We start from the raw sequence: 14,706 nt of genomic DNA, 5'->3' as shown, positions 1-14,706 counted from the left end.
CTCTCTCGTCGCGCGGACCCTTAATGAGGCGGGCGAAGGGCACAACCCTTTAATTCCAGGTGAGCCTTTAATTCCAGCTCGGCCCGGAATCTGTCTGGCAAGGCGAAGGGCATGGAGTGACGGGACGTCCATTGGCGGCTTTCGTAACGCGCATCGAGCCGCTATGGGCAGACTCGCATGCTCACCCTTCCGAATATCCTGACGCTTTCGCGCATCCTTACCGTTCCGCTGCTGGCCTTCCTGCTGTGGTGGCCGAAATGGGAGTTCGGATACGGCCTTGCCTTCGGGCTCTACTGCCTGATGGGCATAACCGACTATTTCGACGGGTATCTCGCGCGTTCGAGCGGGACTGTCTCCAAGCTCGGCATCTTTCTCGATCCGATCGCGGACAAGATCATGGTGGCAGCGGTGATTCTGGTGCTCACGGCGCAGGGTATCCTCACGGGGCCCTATGTCGGCGACATGCACGTGATTGCTGGGCTGGTAATCCTGATCCGCGAGATCGCGGTCTCGGGCCTGCGCGAGTTTCTCGGGCCGCTGCAGGTTTCCGTGCCGGTCAGCAAGCTGGCCAAGTGGAAGACCGCGTTCCAGATGATTTCGCTGGGCGCCCTGATCCTGGGGGCGGCGATGCCCTGGTGGAACGTCTTCATCGGCGGGCTGGACATCAACATCCCGCACACCGTCGGTCTGGCGACCCTTTGGGCGGCGGCGGTGCTGACGCTGGTTACCGGCTGGGACTATCTGAGGGTCGGCCTCAAGCACATGGATTGAGGGCGCGGGCTTTTCGTCCGCGATCCGCGGGCGATGGCTACCCGGCGCGCAGCTCGTCCGCCAACATCCGGAATTCGTCCGATCGCGGGGAGTTCTTGCGCCAGACCAGCGCGATCTCGCGGTTGGCGTTGGGCGAGTTCAGGGGCCTTGCCACCACATTGGTGCCGTTCAGGATACCGGCGTCGAGGGCCATTTCCGGCAGCATCGTCAGGCCAAGACCGTTGTCGACCATCTGCACGAGCGTGTGCAGGCTGGTGCCGATCATGGTCGCCGAGGCCCTGAGTTCGGGCCGGTTGCAGGCGGCAAGGGCATGGTCCTTCAGGCAGTGCCCGTCTTCCAGCAGCAGCAGCCGGTTCTCGTCGATCACTTCGGGCAGGACTTCGGCGGGCGGGTTGCGCGGATCGTCGTGCGGGAAGGCGACGAAGAAGGCGTCGAGCTCGATCGTTTCCTTTTCCACTTCGCCGGTGGCGTAGGGCAGGGCCAGCAGCACGCAATCGGCGCGGCCGTGATGGAGCGATTCGATCGCCTGCTGGCTCGGCTCCTCGCGCAGGAACAGCTTCAGGTTCGGCCGCTCGCGGCGCAGGCGCGGCAGCATGCGCGGCAGCAGGAACGGCGCGATCGTCGGGATCACGCTCATGCGCACTTCACCGGAAAGGGGCTTGCCGCTCGACTGCACCAGTTCGGAAAGTTCCTCGGTCTCGCGCAGGATGCGATGCGCCTTGGCGACGACCTGATTGCCCAGCGGCGTGAAGCGGACCGCGCGCTTGGTGCGTTCTACCAGCGTCACCCCCAGCAGCGTTTCCAGATCGCGCAGGCCGGCCGAGAGAGTCGACTGGGATACGAAGCAGGCTTCGGCGGCACGGCCGAAATGCTCATGCTCATGCAGCGCTACAAGGTATTGCAGCTGCTTGAGCGTGGGCTGGTAGACGGTCATGGGGTGGCTTGGCTGTCCGCTTGTTCGGCGATACCGTCATCGCCTTGCTTGGCATCGTCGACGTGAGTCATCTTCAGCTTGCCGTTTTCGACGGCGAAGGCAAGCTTGCCTTCGACCAGATCGACGGCATCGTGCCCGAAGACCTCGTAGCGCCAGCCCTGCATGACGGCGAGGTTCTTGCGCACGCCGGCGGCCAGCATCTCCAGTTCGTCGCTGCGGGAAAGCAGGCGGGCGGCGACGTCGATCTCGCGCGCGCGGATCTTGAGGAGCAGCTTGAGCAGGTCAGCGACGAGCGCGCCTTCCTTGCCGAGCGGTGCTCCCCGCGGCGTACGCGGCGGCATTTCTTCTTCGGACAGCGATTGTGCGCCCGCGATCGTGGCCATCAGCCGCTTGCCGATCTCGTTGTCCTTCCAGCCCTGCGAGAGGCCGCGCACCTTGGCAAGATCGGCCTGCTGCCTGGGCGGATGACCCGCCAGATCGGCCAGCGTCTCGTCACGGGCGATACGGCCGCGCGGGATGTTCTTGCTCTGGGCTTCGTGCTCGCGCCACTCCGCGATCGCCTTGAGGCGGCCCAGGACGGTGGGGTTGCGGCCCGAGGCCTTGATCCGTCGCCACGCCTGTGCGGGATCGTTGCGGTAGTTTTCCGGATCGGCGAGCTTTTCCATTTCCTCGTTGAGCCATGCTCCGCGCCCGGTCTTGACCAGCCGCTTGAGGATCTTGGGAAAGATCTTCGATAAGTGGGTGACGTCGCCGATGGCATAGTCGATCTGCCGATCGGTCAGCGGACGGCGCGACCAGTCGGTGAAGCGCGCGCCCTTGTCGACCGTGATGCCAAGCCAGGACTCGACGAGGTTGGAATAGCCGATCTGTTCGGACTGGCTGATCGCCATCATCGCGATCTGGGTGTCGAAGATCGGGTGCGGGGTGCGCCCCGTGGCGTTGTAGATGATCTCCACGTCCTGTCCGCCGGCGTGGAAGACCTTGAGCACGTCTTCATTGTCGGTGAGCAGGTCCAGCAGCGGCGAGAGGTCGATGCCCTGGGCCATCGGATCGATGGCCGCGGCCTCTTCGGTGTTGGCGATCTGGACAAGGCAGAGTTCAGGCCAGTACGTGTTTTCGCGCATGAACTCGGTGTCGACGGCCACGAAGTCCGATTTCGCGAGGCGCGCGCACAGGTCTGCGAGGTCCTGGGAATTGGTGATCAGAGGATGAATTTTCATTGAGCAGGGGCGTTACGCCTAACGCGCCGGGGGATCAACGTCCGCATTGACGTTTCCCCAACGGATATGCGGTCATCGGCGCCGGAGGAGGCGCTGCAGGAGGCTGGGTTTCTCTGCCCCGGCAAGGTCGGCGATGCTTTCGGGGGTGACGAAGCGGCGGCGCAGTTGCGCGCCCGAAGCGTGGGAACCCGGAGTGGGCGTTTCCGAATGGTCCGGGTCGGGCTCTTCTACGATGCTATCGATTTCAAGATGGAATTCGTCTTCCGCCCATTCGGCGCTCGCGGCGTTTGCCGGCATTTCCTGACTCCTTATGACCCGTGGGATCAGGGTAATTAGGTAAGGGTTTATTTGAGGTTACCCGAGCCTTCACCCGGCGGCGCGGAGGCCGCCGCGAAAACGGCATCTGGAAATCGGGGCGGCACTCGACTAGGGGGCACGGCTTGCACATCATATTACCAGTGAAGAAACGCGAAACCGCCATGACCCATCCCTATCGTTCCCACACCTGCGGCGCCTTGAAGGCGGCCGACGTTGGCCAGACGGTCCGCCTTTCGGGCTGGGTGCACCGCAAGCGCGATCATGGCGGCGTCCTGTTCGTCGACTTGCGCGATCACTACGGCATAACGCAGGTGGTGACCGACGCCGACAGCCCGGCGCTGGAACTGCTCGATTCGCTGCGGCTGGAAAGCGTCGTAACGATCGAGGGCAACGTGAAGGCCCGCACGCCCGAGACGGTGAACCCGAACCTTCCGACCGGCGAGATCGAGGTCTATGCGCGCTCGGCCACAGTGCTGGCCAGGGCCGAGGAGCTGCCGATGCCGGTGGCGGGCGAGCAGGAATACCCCGAGGACATCCGTCTCAAGTACCGCTTCCTCGACCTGCGCCGCGACACGCTGCACGCGAACATCGTCAAGCGCACGAAGATCATTTCGGACATGCGCAAGCGCATGGAAGCTATCGGCTTTACCGAATATTCGACGCCGATCCTGACCGCCTCCAGTCCCGAAGGCGCGCGCGACTTCCTGGTGCCGAGCCGTATCCATGCCGGCAAGTTCTACGCGCTGCCGCAGGCGCCGCAGCAGTACAAGCAGCTGCTGATGGTCGCGGGCTTCGACCGCTATTTCCAGATCGCCCCGTGCTTCCGCGACGAGGACCCGCGCGCAGATCGCCTGCCGGGCGAGTTCTACCAGCTCGACCTCGAAATGAGCTTCGTCACCCAGGAAGAGATCTGGGAAACGATGGAGCCGGTGGTTCAGGGCATTTTTGCCGAGTTCGCCGAAGGCAAGCCGGTGACGCCCTCGGGCGAGTTCCGCCGCATTCCATATGCGCAGGCGATGCTCGACTATGGTTCGGACAAGCCCGACCTGCGCAACCCCGTGATCATCAAGGACGTGACCGGGCATTTCCAGGGCTCGGGCTTCGGCATCTTCGCCGGCATCGTCGAGAACGGCGGTGTGATCCGCGCGATCCCGGCGCCGGGCGCGGGCGCGGGCAGCCGCAAGTTCTTCGACGAGATGAACAACTGGGCGCGCGGCGAGGGCTTCTCCGGCCTTGGCTACATCAACATCAAGGACGGCAACCCGGGTGGTCCGATTGCCAAGAACCACGGCGAGGAAAAGACCGCGGCGCTGATCGAGGCACTGTGCCTCGGTCCCAATGACGGCGTGTTCTTCGCCGCGGGCAAGGAAGAGCAGGCGGCCAAGCTTGCAGGGCTCGCACGCACTCGCGTCGCCGAACAGCTCGACCTGATCGATCAGGACCGCTTCGAGCTGTGCTGGATTGTCGACTTCCCGTTCTTCGAATGGGACGAGGACAACAAGAAGGTCGATTTCGCACACAACCCGTTCTCGATGCCGCAGGGCGGGATGGAAGCGCTGACCGGGCAGGACCCGCTCACCATCAAGGCGTTCCAGTATGACCTCGTGTGCAACGGCTATGAGATTGCTTCGGGCTCGATCCGTAACCAGTCGCCGGAACTGATGGTTGCCGCGTTCGAGAAGGTCGGTCTGTCGAAGGCCGATGTCGAGGAACGCTTCGGCGGCCTTTACCGCGCCTTCCAGTACGGCGCTCCGCCGCACGGCGGCATGGCCGCCGGTGTCGATCGTATCGTCATGCTGCTGTGCGGCGCGCAGAACCTGCGCGAGATCACGCTATTCCCGATGAACCAGCGCGCCGAGGACCTGTTGATGAGCGCGCCGTCTCCGGCCGAACTCAAGCAGCTTCGCGAACTGCACCTGCGTGTGGTCGAACCGCAGAAGACGGCGGCAGCGACGCCGGGCCACATCGTGGCTCCCGACGCGGGCTGACGAATTATGGCAGGCCGCCCTTTAGTGGCGGCCTGCTGCCGAATCGCCGGACCGCCCCAAAGTGCAGCGTGGCACTTGCCAGCGCTGCGGCTTCTCATTAGGGCGACTGGCGAGATTTCATCCTCCGCATTGTGAAGGGGTCAGAAGAATGAGCGATACCGCCGATCGGGTTAAGAAGATCGTCGTCGAACATCTGGGTGTGGAAGCCGACAAGGTCACTGAAGACGCAAGCTTCATCGACGATCTGGGTGCCGACTCGCTTGACATCGTCGAGCTGGTCATGGCCTTCGAGGAAGAGTTCGGCGTCGAGATTCCGGACGATGCGGCCGAGAAGATCAGCACTGTCTCCGATGCCATCAAGTACATCGAAGAAAACAAGGGCTGATCCAGGCCTTGCGTTCCTGAAGCACCTTCGGTCCACGGCCGAAGGCGAAGAAGGCCGCAACCCGGATTGAAATCGACAGGCTCGACCTCTAAGGGGGCGGGCCTGTTGCCGTTTCGGAGAGCGTAATGCGTCGTGTTGTTGTCACCGGTCTTGGTCTCGTTACCCCGCTTGGGGCGGACGTGGAAACGACATGGAAAAACATCCTCGCCAGCAAGAGCGGGGCAGGGCCGATCACCAAGTTCGATGCCTCGGATCAGAAGTGCCAGGTTGCCTGCGAGGTGAAGCCGGCCGATCACGAATATGGCTTCGACGCCAACAAGCGTGTCGATCACAAGATCCAGCGCCAGGTCGATCCCTTTATCGTGTTCGGCATCGATGCCGCTGGGCAAGCGATCGAAGATGCCGGTCTCGAGGACATGGACGAGGCGACCAAGCTGCGCGCGGGTTGCTCGATCGGTTCGGGTATCGGTGGCCTGCCGGGGATCGAGAGCGAATCGCTGGTTCTGGCCAATCGCGGCCCGGGCCGCGTCTCGCCGCACTTCGTGCATGGTCGCCTGATCAACCTGATCTCCGGTCAGGTCTCGATCAAGTACGGCCTCAAGGGCCCGAACCACGCGGTCGTCACCGCCTGTTCGACCGGTGCCCACTCGATCGGCGATGCCGCGCGCATGATCCGCGACGACGATGCCGACATCATGCTGGCCGGTGGCGCGGAATCGACGATCTGCCCGATCGGTATCGCCGGCTTCGCGCAGGCGCGCGCTCTGAACTGCACTTTCAACGACCGCCCGGAACAGGCCAGCCGTCCCTACGACAAGGACCGCGACGGCTTCGTGATGGGTGAGGGCGCCGGTGTCGTCGTGCTTGAGGAGTATGAACACGCCAAGGCGCGCGGCGCTAAGATCTACGCCGAAGTGGTCGGTTATGGCCTGTCGGGCGATGCCTATCACGTGACCGCGCCCGATCCGGAAATGGACGGCGCGTTCCGTTCCATGTCCGCCGCGCTCAGGAAGGCGGGCATGACGCCTGCCGATATCGACTACATCAACGCCCACGGCACTTCGACCATGGCCGATACGCTCGAACTGGGCGCGGTGCGCCGCCTGTTCGGCGATGCCATGGACAATGTCTCGATGAGCTCGACCAAGTCGGCCATCGGCCACCTGCTCGGCGGTGCCGGCGCGGTGGAGGCGATCTTCTGCATCCTTGCCCTGCGCGACCAGATCGTGCCGCCCACGCTCAACCTCGACACTCCCGACGAGGGCTGCGAGGGCGTCGATCTCGTACCGCACGTTCCCCGCAAGCGCGAGGTGCGCGCGGTGCTCAACAATAGCTTCGGGTTCGGCGGCACCAACGCCAGCCTGATCATGCGCAAGGTCGACTGAGGACCGGAGCAGGACGATGATGTCCCGACGCGGGTGCGGGCTGGCTGCGGTTCTTGCCGCAGCCGCCATGCTTGCCCTGTGGAGCTTTCTGGGCGGCTGGTTCGGTTCCGGCCCGCTTGAGAAGGATCGGAACTTCGTCGTTCCGAACGGCGCCAGCCTGACGGCTGTGGCACAGCATCTGGAGGACAACGGGATCGTCCGTTCTGCAGATGGCTTCGTGCTGCGCGCGCGCATTTTCGGCGGTGGCGGCGGGATCAAGGCGGGCGAGTTCAGGATTCCGGCGCATGCCAGCCCGAGCCGGGTGCTTGCGATCATTTCCAGCGACGACGTGATCCGCCGCTACGTCACCATTCCCGAAGGCATGCCCTCGATCATGGTGCAGGAGCGGCTGATGGCGGTGCCGCAGCTGACCGGCGAAGTCGCGGTGCCCGAAGAGGGCTCGGTGCTGCCCGACAGCTATGCCTTCGACAAGGGTGAGAGCCGCGAGGCGGTGCTGCGCCGGATGCAGGCGGCCATGAGCCGCACGCTCAAGGAGCTGTGGGCGGCGCGTGGCTCCGATATCGCGGTCGAAACGCCCGAACAGGCGGTGATCCTCGCCTCGATCGTCGAGAAGGAAACGGGCAAGCCCGAGGAGCGCCGCATGGTCGCCGGCCTCTATTCGAACCGCCTCGAAAAGGGCATGCTGCTGCAGGCCGATCCGACGATCATCTACCCGATCACGAAAGGCAAGCCGCTTGGCCGGCGCATTCGCCAGTCCGAGATTCAGGCGGTGAACGACTACAACACCTACACCATGGTCGGCCTGCCCAGGCATCCGATCACGAATCCCGGCAAGGCCTCTATCGAGGCCGTGCTCCATCCCGCGAAGACGGACGATCTCTACATGGTCGCGGATGGGACCGGCGGGCATGCTTTCGCCAGCACGCTGGAGCAGCACAACGCCAACGTCGCCAAATGGTTCGCGATCCGCCGCAAGCGCGGGGAGCTGTGAGCGCCCCCGGCGGCGACTGGATCGCAACGGGGCCCCGGAAGCCCGGGGCGCCCCTGCTTATCACGGCGGAGCTGCCGCCCGACGTCCTTGGCTGGACCGACGCCCTGCGCCGCGAGCACTATCCCCCCGAGCGCAACCGGCTGCGCGCGCACGTCACGCTGTTCCACGCTTTGCCACCATCGGTGGAGGCGGAACTGCTGCAGGTTCTTTCCGACCTCGCTCGCTGCCCGGCGCCGCCCGCACGCATCACCGGACTGATGAAACTCGACCGGGGCACGGCCCTGGCGGTCGAGAGCCCGGAGATGGTGATGCTGCACCATGCGATCGCAGAACGCATGCACGGCCTGCTGACCGATCAGGACACCCGTCCGCTGCGCCTTCACGTGACCATCCAGAACAAGGTCCCACGCGAAGCCGCCAGGGCGTTGCAGGCCAGCCTTGCACCTGATTTGCGTCCTGTTTCCTTTCGCTTCCGGGGGTTCGGCCTCTATGCTTGGGAAGAGGGTTTGTGGCGTCCGATACGAACGATCGCATTTCGAGGCTGAATCGTGTTTTTTCAGTGTTGACCGCAAGCAACCTCCACCCTAAAGGACGCGGCCTGCACCGGCGCTGATCCGGTGCGGCCGGAACAGGCCATCTGGTATGGCGGAGTAGCTCAGCCGGTTAGAGCAGCGGAATCATAATCCGCGTGTCGGGGGTTCGAGTCCCTCCTCCGCTACCATTCCTTGATCCGGAAGCTTCCACTAGCTTCCGCATTTTTCCAAAAATCGAAAGAAAAGCAAAGGGTTGCGGGTGATTCGCGTCCGCATGCGCCCATGGTCTTCCACATGCAGCCAGATTTGGTGTGGGGGTATTTTGGGGGTATTTTCGCGGAGTATCGGAAAGGAGCGATACCCCCAATGCCTCTCACGGAGATTCAGGCCCGAAATTCCAAGCCACGCGAGCGCGCCTACAAGATGGCCGACGGGGAGGGCTTATTCCTGTTCGTACAGCCGAACGGGTCAAAGTTATGGCGGATGAAGTACCGCTTCGCGGGCAAGGAGAAGTTGCTCTCGTTCGGCGCTTACCCAGATCTCGGGATAGCTGCCGCGCGCGACAAGCGCACAGCCGCAAAGGCGTTGCTAGCCGAGGGCAAGGATCCAATGAAATCCAAGGGAGAAGTGATCTCGCAGGAAGGAGCCACCTTCTTCGAGGTCGCAAAGCGCTGGCATGAAAATCGAAAGAGCGCGTTGAATGCCGCGCACGCCGAACGCGTCTGGTCGCGCATGGAAAGGGACGTGTTTCCAGCCATCGGCGAGAAACTCGTTCATGAAATCACGGCGCCCGACGTCCTGGCAATGATCCGCAAGATCGAAGCAAGAGGCGCGCTCGATATCAGCCGGCGTGCGAAACAAGGGGTGGGGCAAGTCTTCCAGTTCGCAATCGCGTGTGGTCTTGCCTCGAACGATCCGACGACGCATTTGCGCGGGGCTCTAAAGCCGCGACCAAGAGTGAAGCATATGAGTCGGCTGCCGCTCAGCGAGTTGCCCGCATTCATCGAGAAGCTGCATGCCTACCAGGAAGAGGGCGAACGACGGTCCGCGATCACCCGTGACGCAGTTCTCTTTGCGCTACTGACTTGGGTTCGAACCAAGGAACTGCGTTTCGCCGCCAAATCCGAGTTTGAAGACCTGGGCGGAAAATCACCTGTCTGGAGAATACCAGCCGAGCGAATGAAGATGGGACGAGAGCATTTGGTACCCCTCTCGCAGCAGGCAACGCACATCGCGAAATCCATGATAGCAGCAGCGCCTGGCGAGTTTCTCTTCCCGGGCAACGGTCCGAACAAGCCGCTTTCAGAGAACACAATGATCTACGCGCTCTATCGCCTCGGATACCACAGCCGCCAAACCATACACGGCTTCCGGGGCTTGGCGAGCACTTGGGCCAATGAGCAGTTGGTCGAGTTCGGTAAGCCGCCCATGTGGATCAGGAAATACCATGAGGATTGGGTCGAACTACAGCTCGCGCATTCGGAGAAAAACGACGTGCGTGGAGCTTACAATGCCGCTGAATACCTGGCTCCCCGGCGCCGGATGATGCAGGACTGGGCTGACTATCTGAGCGGCGGGAAGGTGGTCGACATCAAGAAGGCAGGGAAGCGCGCAGCCTGATAGCGATGGCTTCGATCAGACCGGTCCAATCCAGTCTGCGCGCAAACGATCTCGACCTGCGACAATTCCCTCGACAATCACCGCTGATCCGACGAATTCGCATTCGGGTTCTTCGCTCTCGATGATCCAGACGACTTCGTCTGTCGTCGTCAGAAACAACCCGCGTCTACCACGGCTCAAAATTCCCGAGACGCGTATTCGACCCACGCTCACAGCGTCCCCCGTTCAAAAACGCCAATGGCGCAGCACTTCACGCACATAGGCCGGTGTCTCGCCATTGCGAGGAATACCGCCTGCGCGCTCGACGGCACCTGGACCTGCGTTGTATGCGGCGAGGGCCAGATGAACCACCCCGAACTTGTCCAGCATCTGGCGTAGGTATCGGGCCGCACCCAAGATGTTCGCCTTGGGATCGAAGCGATTTGAAACGCCAAGGTCCCGCGCTGTCCCTGGCATCAATTGCCCCAAGCCTGCGGCCCCGGCCTTGCTGATGGCCATCGGATTATATCGTGATTCCGTCCATACAAGAGCGTCGAGAAGGCCGCTTGGTAGCGAGTATTGAGCCTCAGCAGCGTAAACATGAGGAAGGTAGCTTGCCCGACGGAAGCCCGATGGCGCGCTGTCTTGGGGCTTTGGATATCGATAGGGCAGATAGGCTCGACCCGCATCGGTAGCCGGCGGCTCGGACGAGGCCGTTGGAGGCTTTCTCCAAATGCCATGTTCGACGAGAAGGAAGCCATCAGTCCCTTCTGCAACGCGGAAGCCATTGGTCGTCAACTCCGAGGCAACGGTCATCTGAGTGGGCTCAAGTTCCTGCGCGTGAGCGGGGAGCGCGAGCCCAAATCCTACCGTTGCCGCTGCAGCTACTGCCCATTTCAGTCTCATTCCCGAATCCTTTGATGGTCGAATCGGGAAAGAACATATATAGAACATATGATGTAGGAAAATGAAACGTCAGCGACGCAGAGCGGAGGCTGCGCGGGTGGAGGCACGTTACGATGGAGATGCCCTCATGCACCAACACCGATCAACCCAATTCCAAGGTCTGCAGCTGGAAACCCGCGCGCGCAAGATAGTCGAGCAGTTGGGCGGTGTTTGGTCGCGTTCGCGCGGAATGTGCTGCTGCCCGGCCCACGACGATCGCACTCCTTCGCTAAGCATCACACTCGGCAAGCGCGCAATTCTTGTTCATTGCTTTGCCGGCTGCACGAACGAGGCGGTGATAGAAGCCATGGCCGGGCTCGGAATACGAATTGCGGACCTGTTCGATGGCACGAGTGGTCCGATCGTGGCCGAACCGCGCGAGGAAGTCGCCAATCGCAATGCGCTGAGGCTCTGGCGTGAGGCGTCGACCATCGCTGGCAGCCCCGCCGAGAAGTACCTCGTGTCCAGAGGCATCACGATTTCTTCGCCGGAGCTGCGTTTCCACCCGCATATGCCGCTGGGGCCAAAGGGTGCTGTGCGGTTTCTACCCGCGATGGTGGCGGCCGTGCGCAATGATGCCGGAATTCTGGCGCTGCACCGCTCCTTCCTTGACCTCGACAAAACCAGCTTGGCTTCTTTCGATCAGCCCAGGCGTGCGTTGGGCAGCCCCGGTTCTGGGGCGGTGCGTTTCGCGTACCCGAATGGGGGACGCCTTGGCCTCGCAGAGGGAAACGAAACGGCCCTCTCAGCGATGCAAATGTTCAAGGTTCCCTGCTGGGCGACGCTAGGAAACGAACGCTTCGGCTTGGCCACAATCCCGGAATCGGTGCATCAGCTGTATCTCTTTGTCGACAATGATGCGGGCGGGCACCTTGCTGAAGAGCGTGCGCGAGAGGCCTACGCTTGCGAAGGGCGGCTGATTGTCACCAGGCGTCCGGAGCTAACCGGCGACGACTGGAATGATGTGCTCATGCGCTCAGTCCGAGCTGCGGTCTGAATGTCGGTGAGAGGAAAGCGGGCGTGGGGCCTTATGAGGCCCCCGGGCGGATCCATCCGAACGGACACCCGGACAAACCCAGGGCCTCTTCAGGAGGTCTCTCATGTCACACGCAAATACCGCTTTCGCATTCTCCGATCCCGCCGAGCCGCAAGTGCTGGCAGCGGCGAGGGCGCTGGCCGCGCGGCTCGCTGCAGATCAAGCAATTTCACGGCTCACTGTGAACGCAACAATGGCCGATCACTTCGGCGGTAGCGACGCCGAAGGACGCTGGTCCGTACGCGATGCCCATGCCGCACTTGAATTGGCGCAGGTGCTGTTCCTGGCGCAGGCAACTGAATTCTCACCTGCAATGTCATCCAGCTTTGCCGATGAGGCTTTTACGCGCCTTGAAGGTCTGGTCCCGACCCAGTCCAACCGGAGCGACGAGCAGATCGAGTGGCAACAATTCGCGACGCCGCCCCGTCTGGCCTGGATGGCTGCAAAGGCATGCGCGATTTCTGCCGCTGAACTGGTTCTCGAACCGTCGGCCGGGACCGGGATGCTGGGCGTATGGGCAGCAAAGGCAACTGCGCGTCTTGCTCTCAACGAGATATCGCCGCTGCGCCGCGAATGCCTGGGCGTCGTGTTTCCGGAGGCGACAGTCACGGGATTTGACGGGGAACTGATCGACGAACTTCTCACGCCCGACGTGGGTCCGAGCGTGGTGCTGATGAACCCGCCATATTCACACGGTATCGAGAGGGGCCACGATAGCCGCACTGGCGACCGGCACTTACGTTCTGCCTGGAAGCGCCTTCTGCCCGGTGGCCGCCTCGTCGCTGTGATGCCCGAATGGTTCGAGCTTCCGAAGTTCCTCGCCGGGATCGCTGGTCCCCTCTCGTTGCGCCTCAACGCGACGATCGAGCGCGGTTTCATCAAGCAGGGCACCTCAATCTCAACCCGGCTCCTGATTCTCGACAAGGCTGAGGATGGTACCAGCCCGATCATCGCCCAGCCGGCAAACTTTGCCGAGCTTCATCTGCTGATCGATATGCTCCCTGACCGCGTAAGCCTGCCCGAGGGACCCAGCATCGGCATCAAGCCAGCATTGCCGCTTCGGCTGGTTGCGAACAAGACGAAACCAGTTCCACTTAAGGTCCATCCAACCGATGCGGCGCCGTCGATCCTGCCGCTTGATTTTACTCCGCTCGAAGCACCTGCGCCGATCGAAAGCCAGGTTGGGCATTATTTGCCCTACCGGCCGAGCCGGATCTCAATTGCAGATGCTGTCCCGCATCCGACCTCCCTAGTCGAATCCGTTGCGATGGGTTCGATAACCGCACCCGTGCCCGAAGTGGTGCCTCAGCTTCCGTCGAGCCTCATTGCTGGGGGCGTCCTATCCGCTGCGCAGGCCGAGACCCTGATCTATGCCGCAAGCGCGCATGCCCGCGATCTGCCGGGACGGTTTGAGCCCGACGACAAGGGCTGCGCCTTGAAGGCGAGCGCCGAGGGGCACGCCTACCGCATGGGCTACTTTCTTGGTGACGGAACTGGTGCAGGGAAAGGACGGCAGGTCGCTTCCGTCATCCTCGATCGGTGGGTGAGGGGCGAACGGCGCCACATCTGGATTTCCAAGAACGAAGCTTTGCTCGAAGATGCCCGCCGCGACTGGAGCGCGCTCGGCGGCCTTCCCATCGACGTCCAGCCCCTTGGCCAATGGAAGCTCGGTGTCCCGATCGGGATGCGCGAGGGCATACTCTTCGTGACTTATCCGACACTCCGTTCGGGTCGAAGCGACGCGACCCGGCTCGATCAGATTCTCGAATGGGCAGGGGAGGACTTCGACGGGCTCATCGTCTTCGACGAAGCCCATGCGATGGCCAACGCCGCAGGCGGGGAGGGCTCACGTGGTAAGGTCAAGGGATCGGAGCAGGGCATTGCCGGTGTTCGCATCCAGAATCTGCTGCCGCGCGCCCGCGTGCTCTACGCTTCGGCGACCGGGGCATCCGACGTCAATAATCTCGCCTATGCCACCCGTCTTGGCCTTTGGGGTCCCGAGACGGCTTTTGCCAATCGCGAAGCCTTCGTCGCAGATATCCGCGATGGCGGTATCGCTGCAATGGAACTGGTCGCGCGCGATCTGAAGTCACTGGGGTTGTATGCGGCGAGGGCCCTTTCATTCGCCGGAGTTGAGTACGAGATTCTCGAGCATTGCCTGACCCCCGACCAGGTAGCGGTTTATGACGCCTATGCAGACGCCTGGGCAATCATTCATGCCAACCTGCGCGAAGCTCTCGAGGCAACGCGGATCGTCGACACTGACAGTGGCGAGACACTCAATTCAGGTGCCAAATCGGCTGCGTTTTCGGTGTTTGAAGGCACCAAGCAGCGCTTCTTCGCGCAGCTCCTTCTATCCATGAAGCTGCCGAGCCTGCTGCCTGCGATTGATACGGCACTTGCCGACGGCAACGCTGTTGTAGTGCAACTTGTCTCGACCGCCGAAGCCATGCTCAACCGCCGCCTCGCTGATCTCTGTAGCGCGACAAACAGGATGAGGATTGCGCGTCAATCAGGATGAGAATGTGATTGTCGCGGCGCGTCATTCAGTGCCGATTTTAATTGTCGCTGGCAAGGTCCTCGTTCTCATCCTGATTGTCG

The 14,706-nt window shown here is 62.5% G+C and carries 14 protein-coding genes and 1 tRNA gene; 10 read left to right on the top strand and 5 right to left on the bottom strand.

The genetic code is table 11. From position 1 onward, the window contains the following. The first annotated feature begins 177 nt into the window (after positions 1-177). Positions 178-771: a CDP-diacylglycerol--glycerol-3-phosphate 3-phosphatidyltransferase gene (pgsA, locus tag NZK81_RS13440; RefSeq protein WP_260046635.1), complete on the top strand. Its 594-nt coding sequence runs from the start codon at positions 178-180 to the stop codon at positions 769-771. A gap of 37 nt (positions 772-808) precedes the next feature. On the opposite strand, the gene NZK81_RS13435 is transcribed toward pgsA, so the two are convergent. The 3 genes from NZK81_RS13435 to NZK81_RS13425 all read right to left on the bottom strand — a co-directional run bounded on the left by NZK81_RS13435 (position 809) and on the right by NZK81_RS13425 (position 3,222). Then, positions 809-1,705: a hydrogen peroxide-inducible genes activator gene (locus NZK81_RS13435; protein ID WP_260046634.1), complete on the bottom strand. Its 897-nt coding sequence runs from the start codon at positions 1,703-1,705 to the stop codon at positions 809-811. Further along, positions 1,702-2,925 (bottom strand): ribonuclease D, encoded by a 1,224-nt coding sequence (gene rnd, locus NZK81_RS13430; protein ID WP_260046633.1) that lies wholly within the window; start codon positions 2,923-2,925, stop codon positions 1,702-1,704. The genes NZK81_RS13435 and rnd overlap by 4 nt, the downstream gene beginning before the upstream one ends. 72 nt (positions 2,926-2,997) lie before the next feature. After that, positions 2,998-3,222, bottom strand: a complete 225-nt coding sequence (locus NZK81_RS13425) for a hypothetical protein (protein ID WP_260046632.1) — start codon at positions 3,220-3,222, stop codon at positions 2,998-3,000. Between the two features lie 182 nt (positions 3,223-3,404). On the opposite strand from NZK81_RS13425, the gene aspS reads away from it, so the two are divergent. The 7 genes from aspS to NZK81_RS13390 all read left to right on the top strand — a co-directional run bounded on the left by aspS (position 3,405) and on the right by NZK81_RS13390 (position 10,145). Next, complete coding sequence (aspS, locus tag NZK81_RS13420) at positions 3,405-5,231, top strand: aspartate--tRNA ligase (RefSeq protein ID WP_260046631.1); 1,827 nt, start codon at positions 3,405-3,407, stop codon at positions 5,229-5,231. 148 nt (positions 5,232-5,379) lie between these two features. Beyond that, on the top strand, positions 5,380-5,616 hold the full coding sequence (locus tag NZK81_RS13415) for an acyl carrier protein (RefSeq protein WP_039282540.1): 237 nt from the start codon (positions 5,380-5,382) through the stop codon (positions 5,614-5,616). A gap of 125 nt (positions 5,617-5,741) precedes the next feature. Next, the gene (fabF, locus tag NZK81_RS13410; protein WP_260046629.1) at positions 5,742-7,001 is read left to right on the top strand and encodes a beta-ketoacyl-ACP synthase II; all 1,260 of its coding nucleotides are present in this window, start codon (positions 5,742-5,744) and stop codon (positions 6,999-7,001) included. A 16-nt stretch (positions 7,002-7,017) separates the two neighbouring features. Continuing rightward, the gene (mltG, locus tag NZK81_RS13405; protein ID WP_260046628.1) at positions 7,018-7,992 is read left to right on the top strand and encodes an endolytic transglycosylase MltG; all 975 of its coding nucleotides are present in this window, start codon (positions 7,018-7,020) and stop codon (positions 7,990-7,992) included. Further along, on the top strand, positions 7,989-8,537 hold the full coding sequence (locus NZK81_RS13400; RefSeq protein WP_260046626.1) for a 2'-5' RNA ligase family protein: 549 nt from the start codon (positions 7,989-7,991) through the stop codon (positions 8,535-8,537). Before mltG ends, NZK81_RS13400 begins: the two co-directional genes overlap by 4 nt. Positions 8,538-8,636: 99 nt before the next feature. Next, positions 8,637-8,713, top strand: a tRNA-Met gene (locus tag NZK81_RS13395). A 178-nt stretch (positions 8,714-8,891) separates the two neighbouring features. Then, positions 8,892-10,145, top strand: coding sequence for a tyrosine-type recombinase/integrase (locus NZK81_RS13390; protein ID WP_260046625.1), 1,254 nt, complete (start codon positions 8,892-8,894; stop codon positions 10,143-10,145). Positions 10,146-10,160: 15 nt separating this feature from the next. Here NZK81_RS13390 and NZK81_RS13385 read toward each other — a convergent pair whose 3' ends face one another. Further along, positions 10,161-10,352, bottom strand: coding sequence for a DUF5818 domain-containing protein (locus NZK81_RS13385; RefSeq protein ID WP_260046836.1), 192 nt, complete (start codon positions 10,350-10,352; stop codon positions 10,161-10,163). Positions 10,353-10,370: 18 nt separating this feature from the next. Further along, positions 10,371-11,030 carry a lytic transglycosylase domain-containing protein gene (locus tag NZK81_RS13380; RefSeq protein ID WP_419181681.1) on the bottom strand — a complete coding sequence of 220 codons (660 nt, stop codon included), beginning with the start codon at positions 11,028-11,030 and terminating at the stop codon, positions 10,371-10,373. A 127-nt stretch (positions 11,031-11,157) separates the two neighbouring features. Between NZK81_RS13380 and NZK81_RS13375 the strand changes: the two genes are divergently transcribed. Further along, positions 11,158-12,066 (top strand): DUF7146 domain-containing protein, encoded by a 909-nt coding sequence (locus NZK81_RS13375; protein WP_260046623.1) that lies wholly within the window; start codon positions 11,158-11,160, stop codon positions 12,064-12,066. 103 nt (positions 12,067-12,169) lie between these two features. Then, positions 12,170-14,626: a strawberry notch-like NTP hydrolase domain-containing protein gene (locus NZK81_RS13370; RefSeq protein WP_260046621.1), complete on the top strand. Its 2,457-nt coding sequence runs from the start codon at positions 12,170-12,172 to the stop codon at positions 14,624-14,626. Positions 14,627-14,706: the final 80 nt, after the last annotated feature.

The sequence above is a fragment of the Novosphingobium mangrovisedimenti genome, from assembly GCF_025153475.1.
GTDB lineage: Bacteria > Pseudomonadota > Alphaproteobacteria > Sphingomonadales > Sphingomonadaceae > Novosphingobium > Novosphingobium mangrovi_A.
This window is presented reverse-complemented; position numbering and strand designations above follow the sequence as displayed.

Bases quoted from the DNA above. Each gene is read 5' to 3' on its own strand.
- pgsA (WP_260046635.1), top strand. From the start codon at position 178: ATGCTCACCCTTCCGAATATCCTGACGCTTTCGCGCATCCTTACCGTT.
- NZK81_RS13435 (WP_260046634.1), bottom strand. From the start codon at position 1,705: ATGACCGTCTACCAGCCCACGCTCAAGCAGCTGCAATACCTTGTAGCG.
- rnd (WP_260046633.1), bottom strand. From the start codon at position 2,925: ATGAAAATTCATCCTCTGATCACCAATTCCCAGGACCTCGCAGACCTG.
- NZK81_RS13425 (WP_260046632.1), bottom strand. From the start codon at position 3,222: ATGCCGGCAAACGCCGCGAGCGCCGAATGGGCGGAAGACGAATTCCAT.
- aspS (WP_260046631.1), top strand. From the start codon at position 3,405: ATGACCCATCCCTATCGTTCCCACACCTGCGGCGCCTTGAAGGCGGCC.
- NZK81_RS13415 (WP_039282540.1), top strand. From the start codon at position 5,380: ATGAGCGATACCGCCGATCGGGTTAAGAAGATCGTCGTCGAACATCTG.
- fabF (WP_260046629.1), top strand. From the start codon at position 5,742: ATGCGTCGTGTTGTTGTCACCGGTCTTGGTCTCGTTACCCCGCTTGGG.
- mltG (WP_260046628.1), top strand. From the start codon at position 7,018: ATGATGTCCCGACGCGGGTGCGGGCTGGCTGCGGTTCTTGCCGCAGCC.
- NZK81_RS13390 (WP_260046625.1), top strand. From the start codon at position 8,892: ATGCCTCTCACGGAGATTCAGGCCCGAAATTCCAAGCCACGCGAGCGC.
- NZK81_RS13380 (WP_419181681.1), bottom strand. From the start codon at position 11,030: ATGAGACTGAAATGGGCAGTAGCTGCAGCGGCAACGGTAGGATTTGGG.
- NZK81_RS13375 (WP_260046623.1), top strand. From the start codon at position 11,158: ATGCACCAACACCGATCAACCCAATTCCAAGGTCTGCAGCTGGAAACC.
- NZK81_RS13370 (WP_260046621.1), top strand. From the start codon at position 12,170: ATGTCACACGCAAATACCGCTTTCGCATTCTCCGATCCCGCCGAGCCG.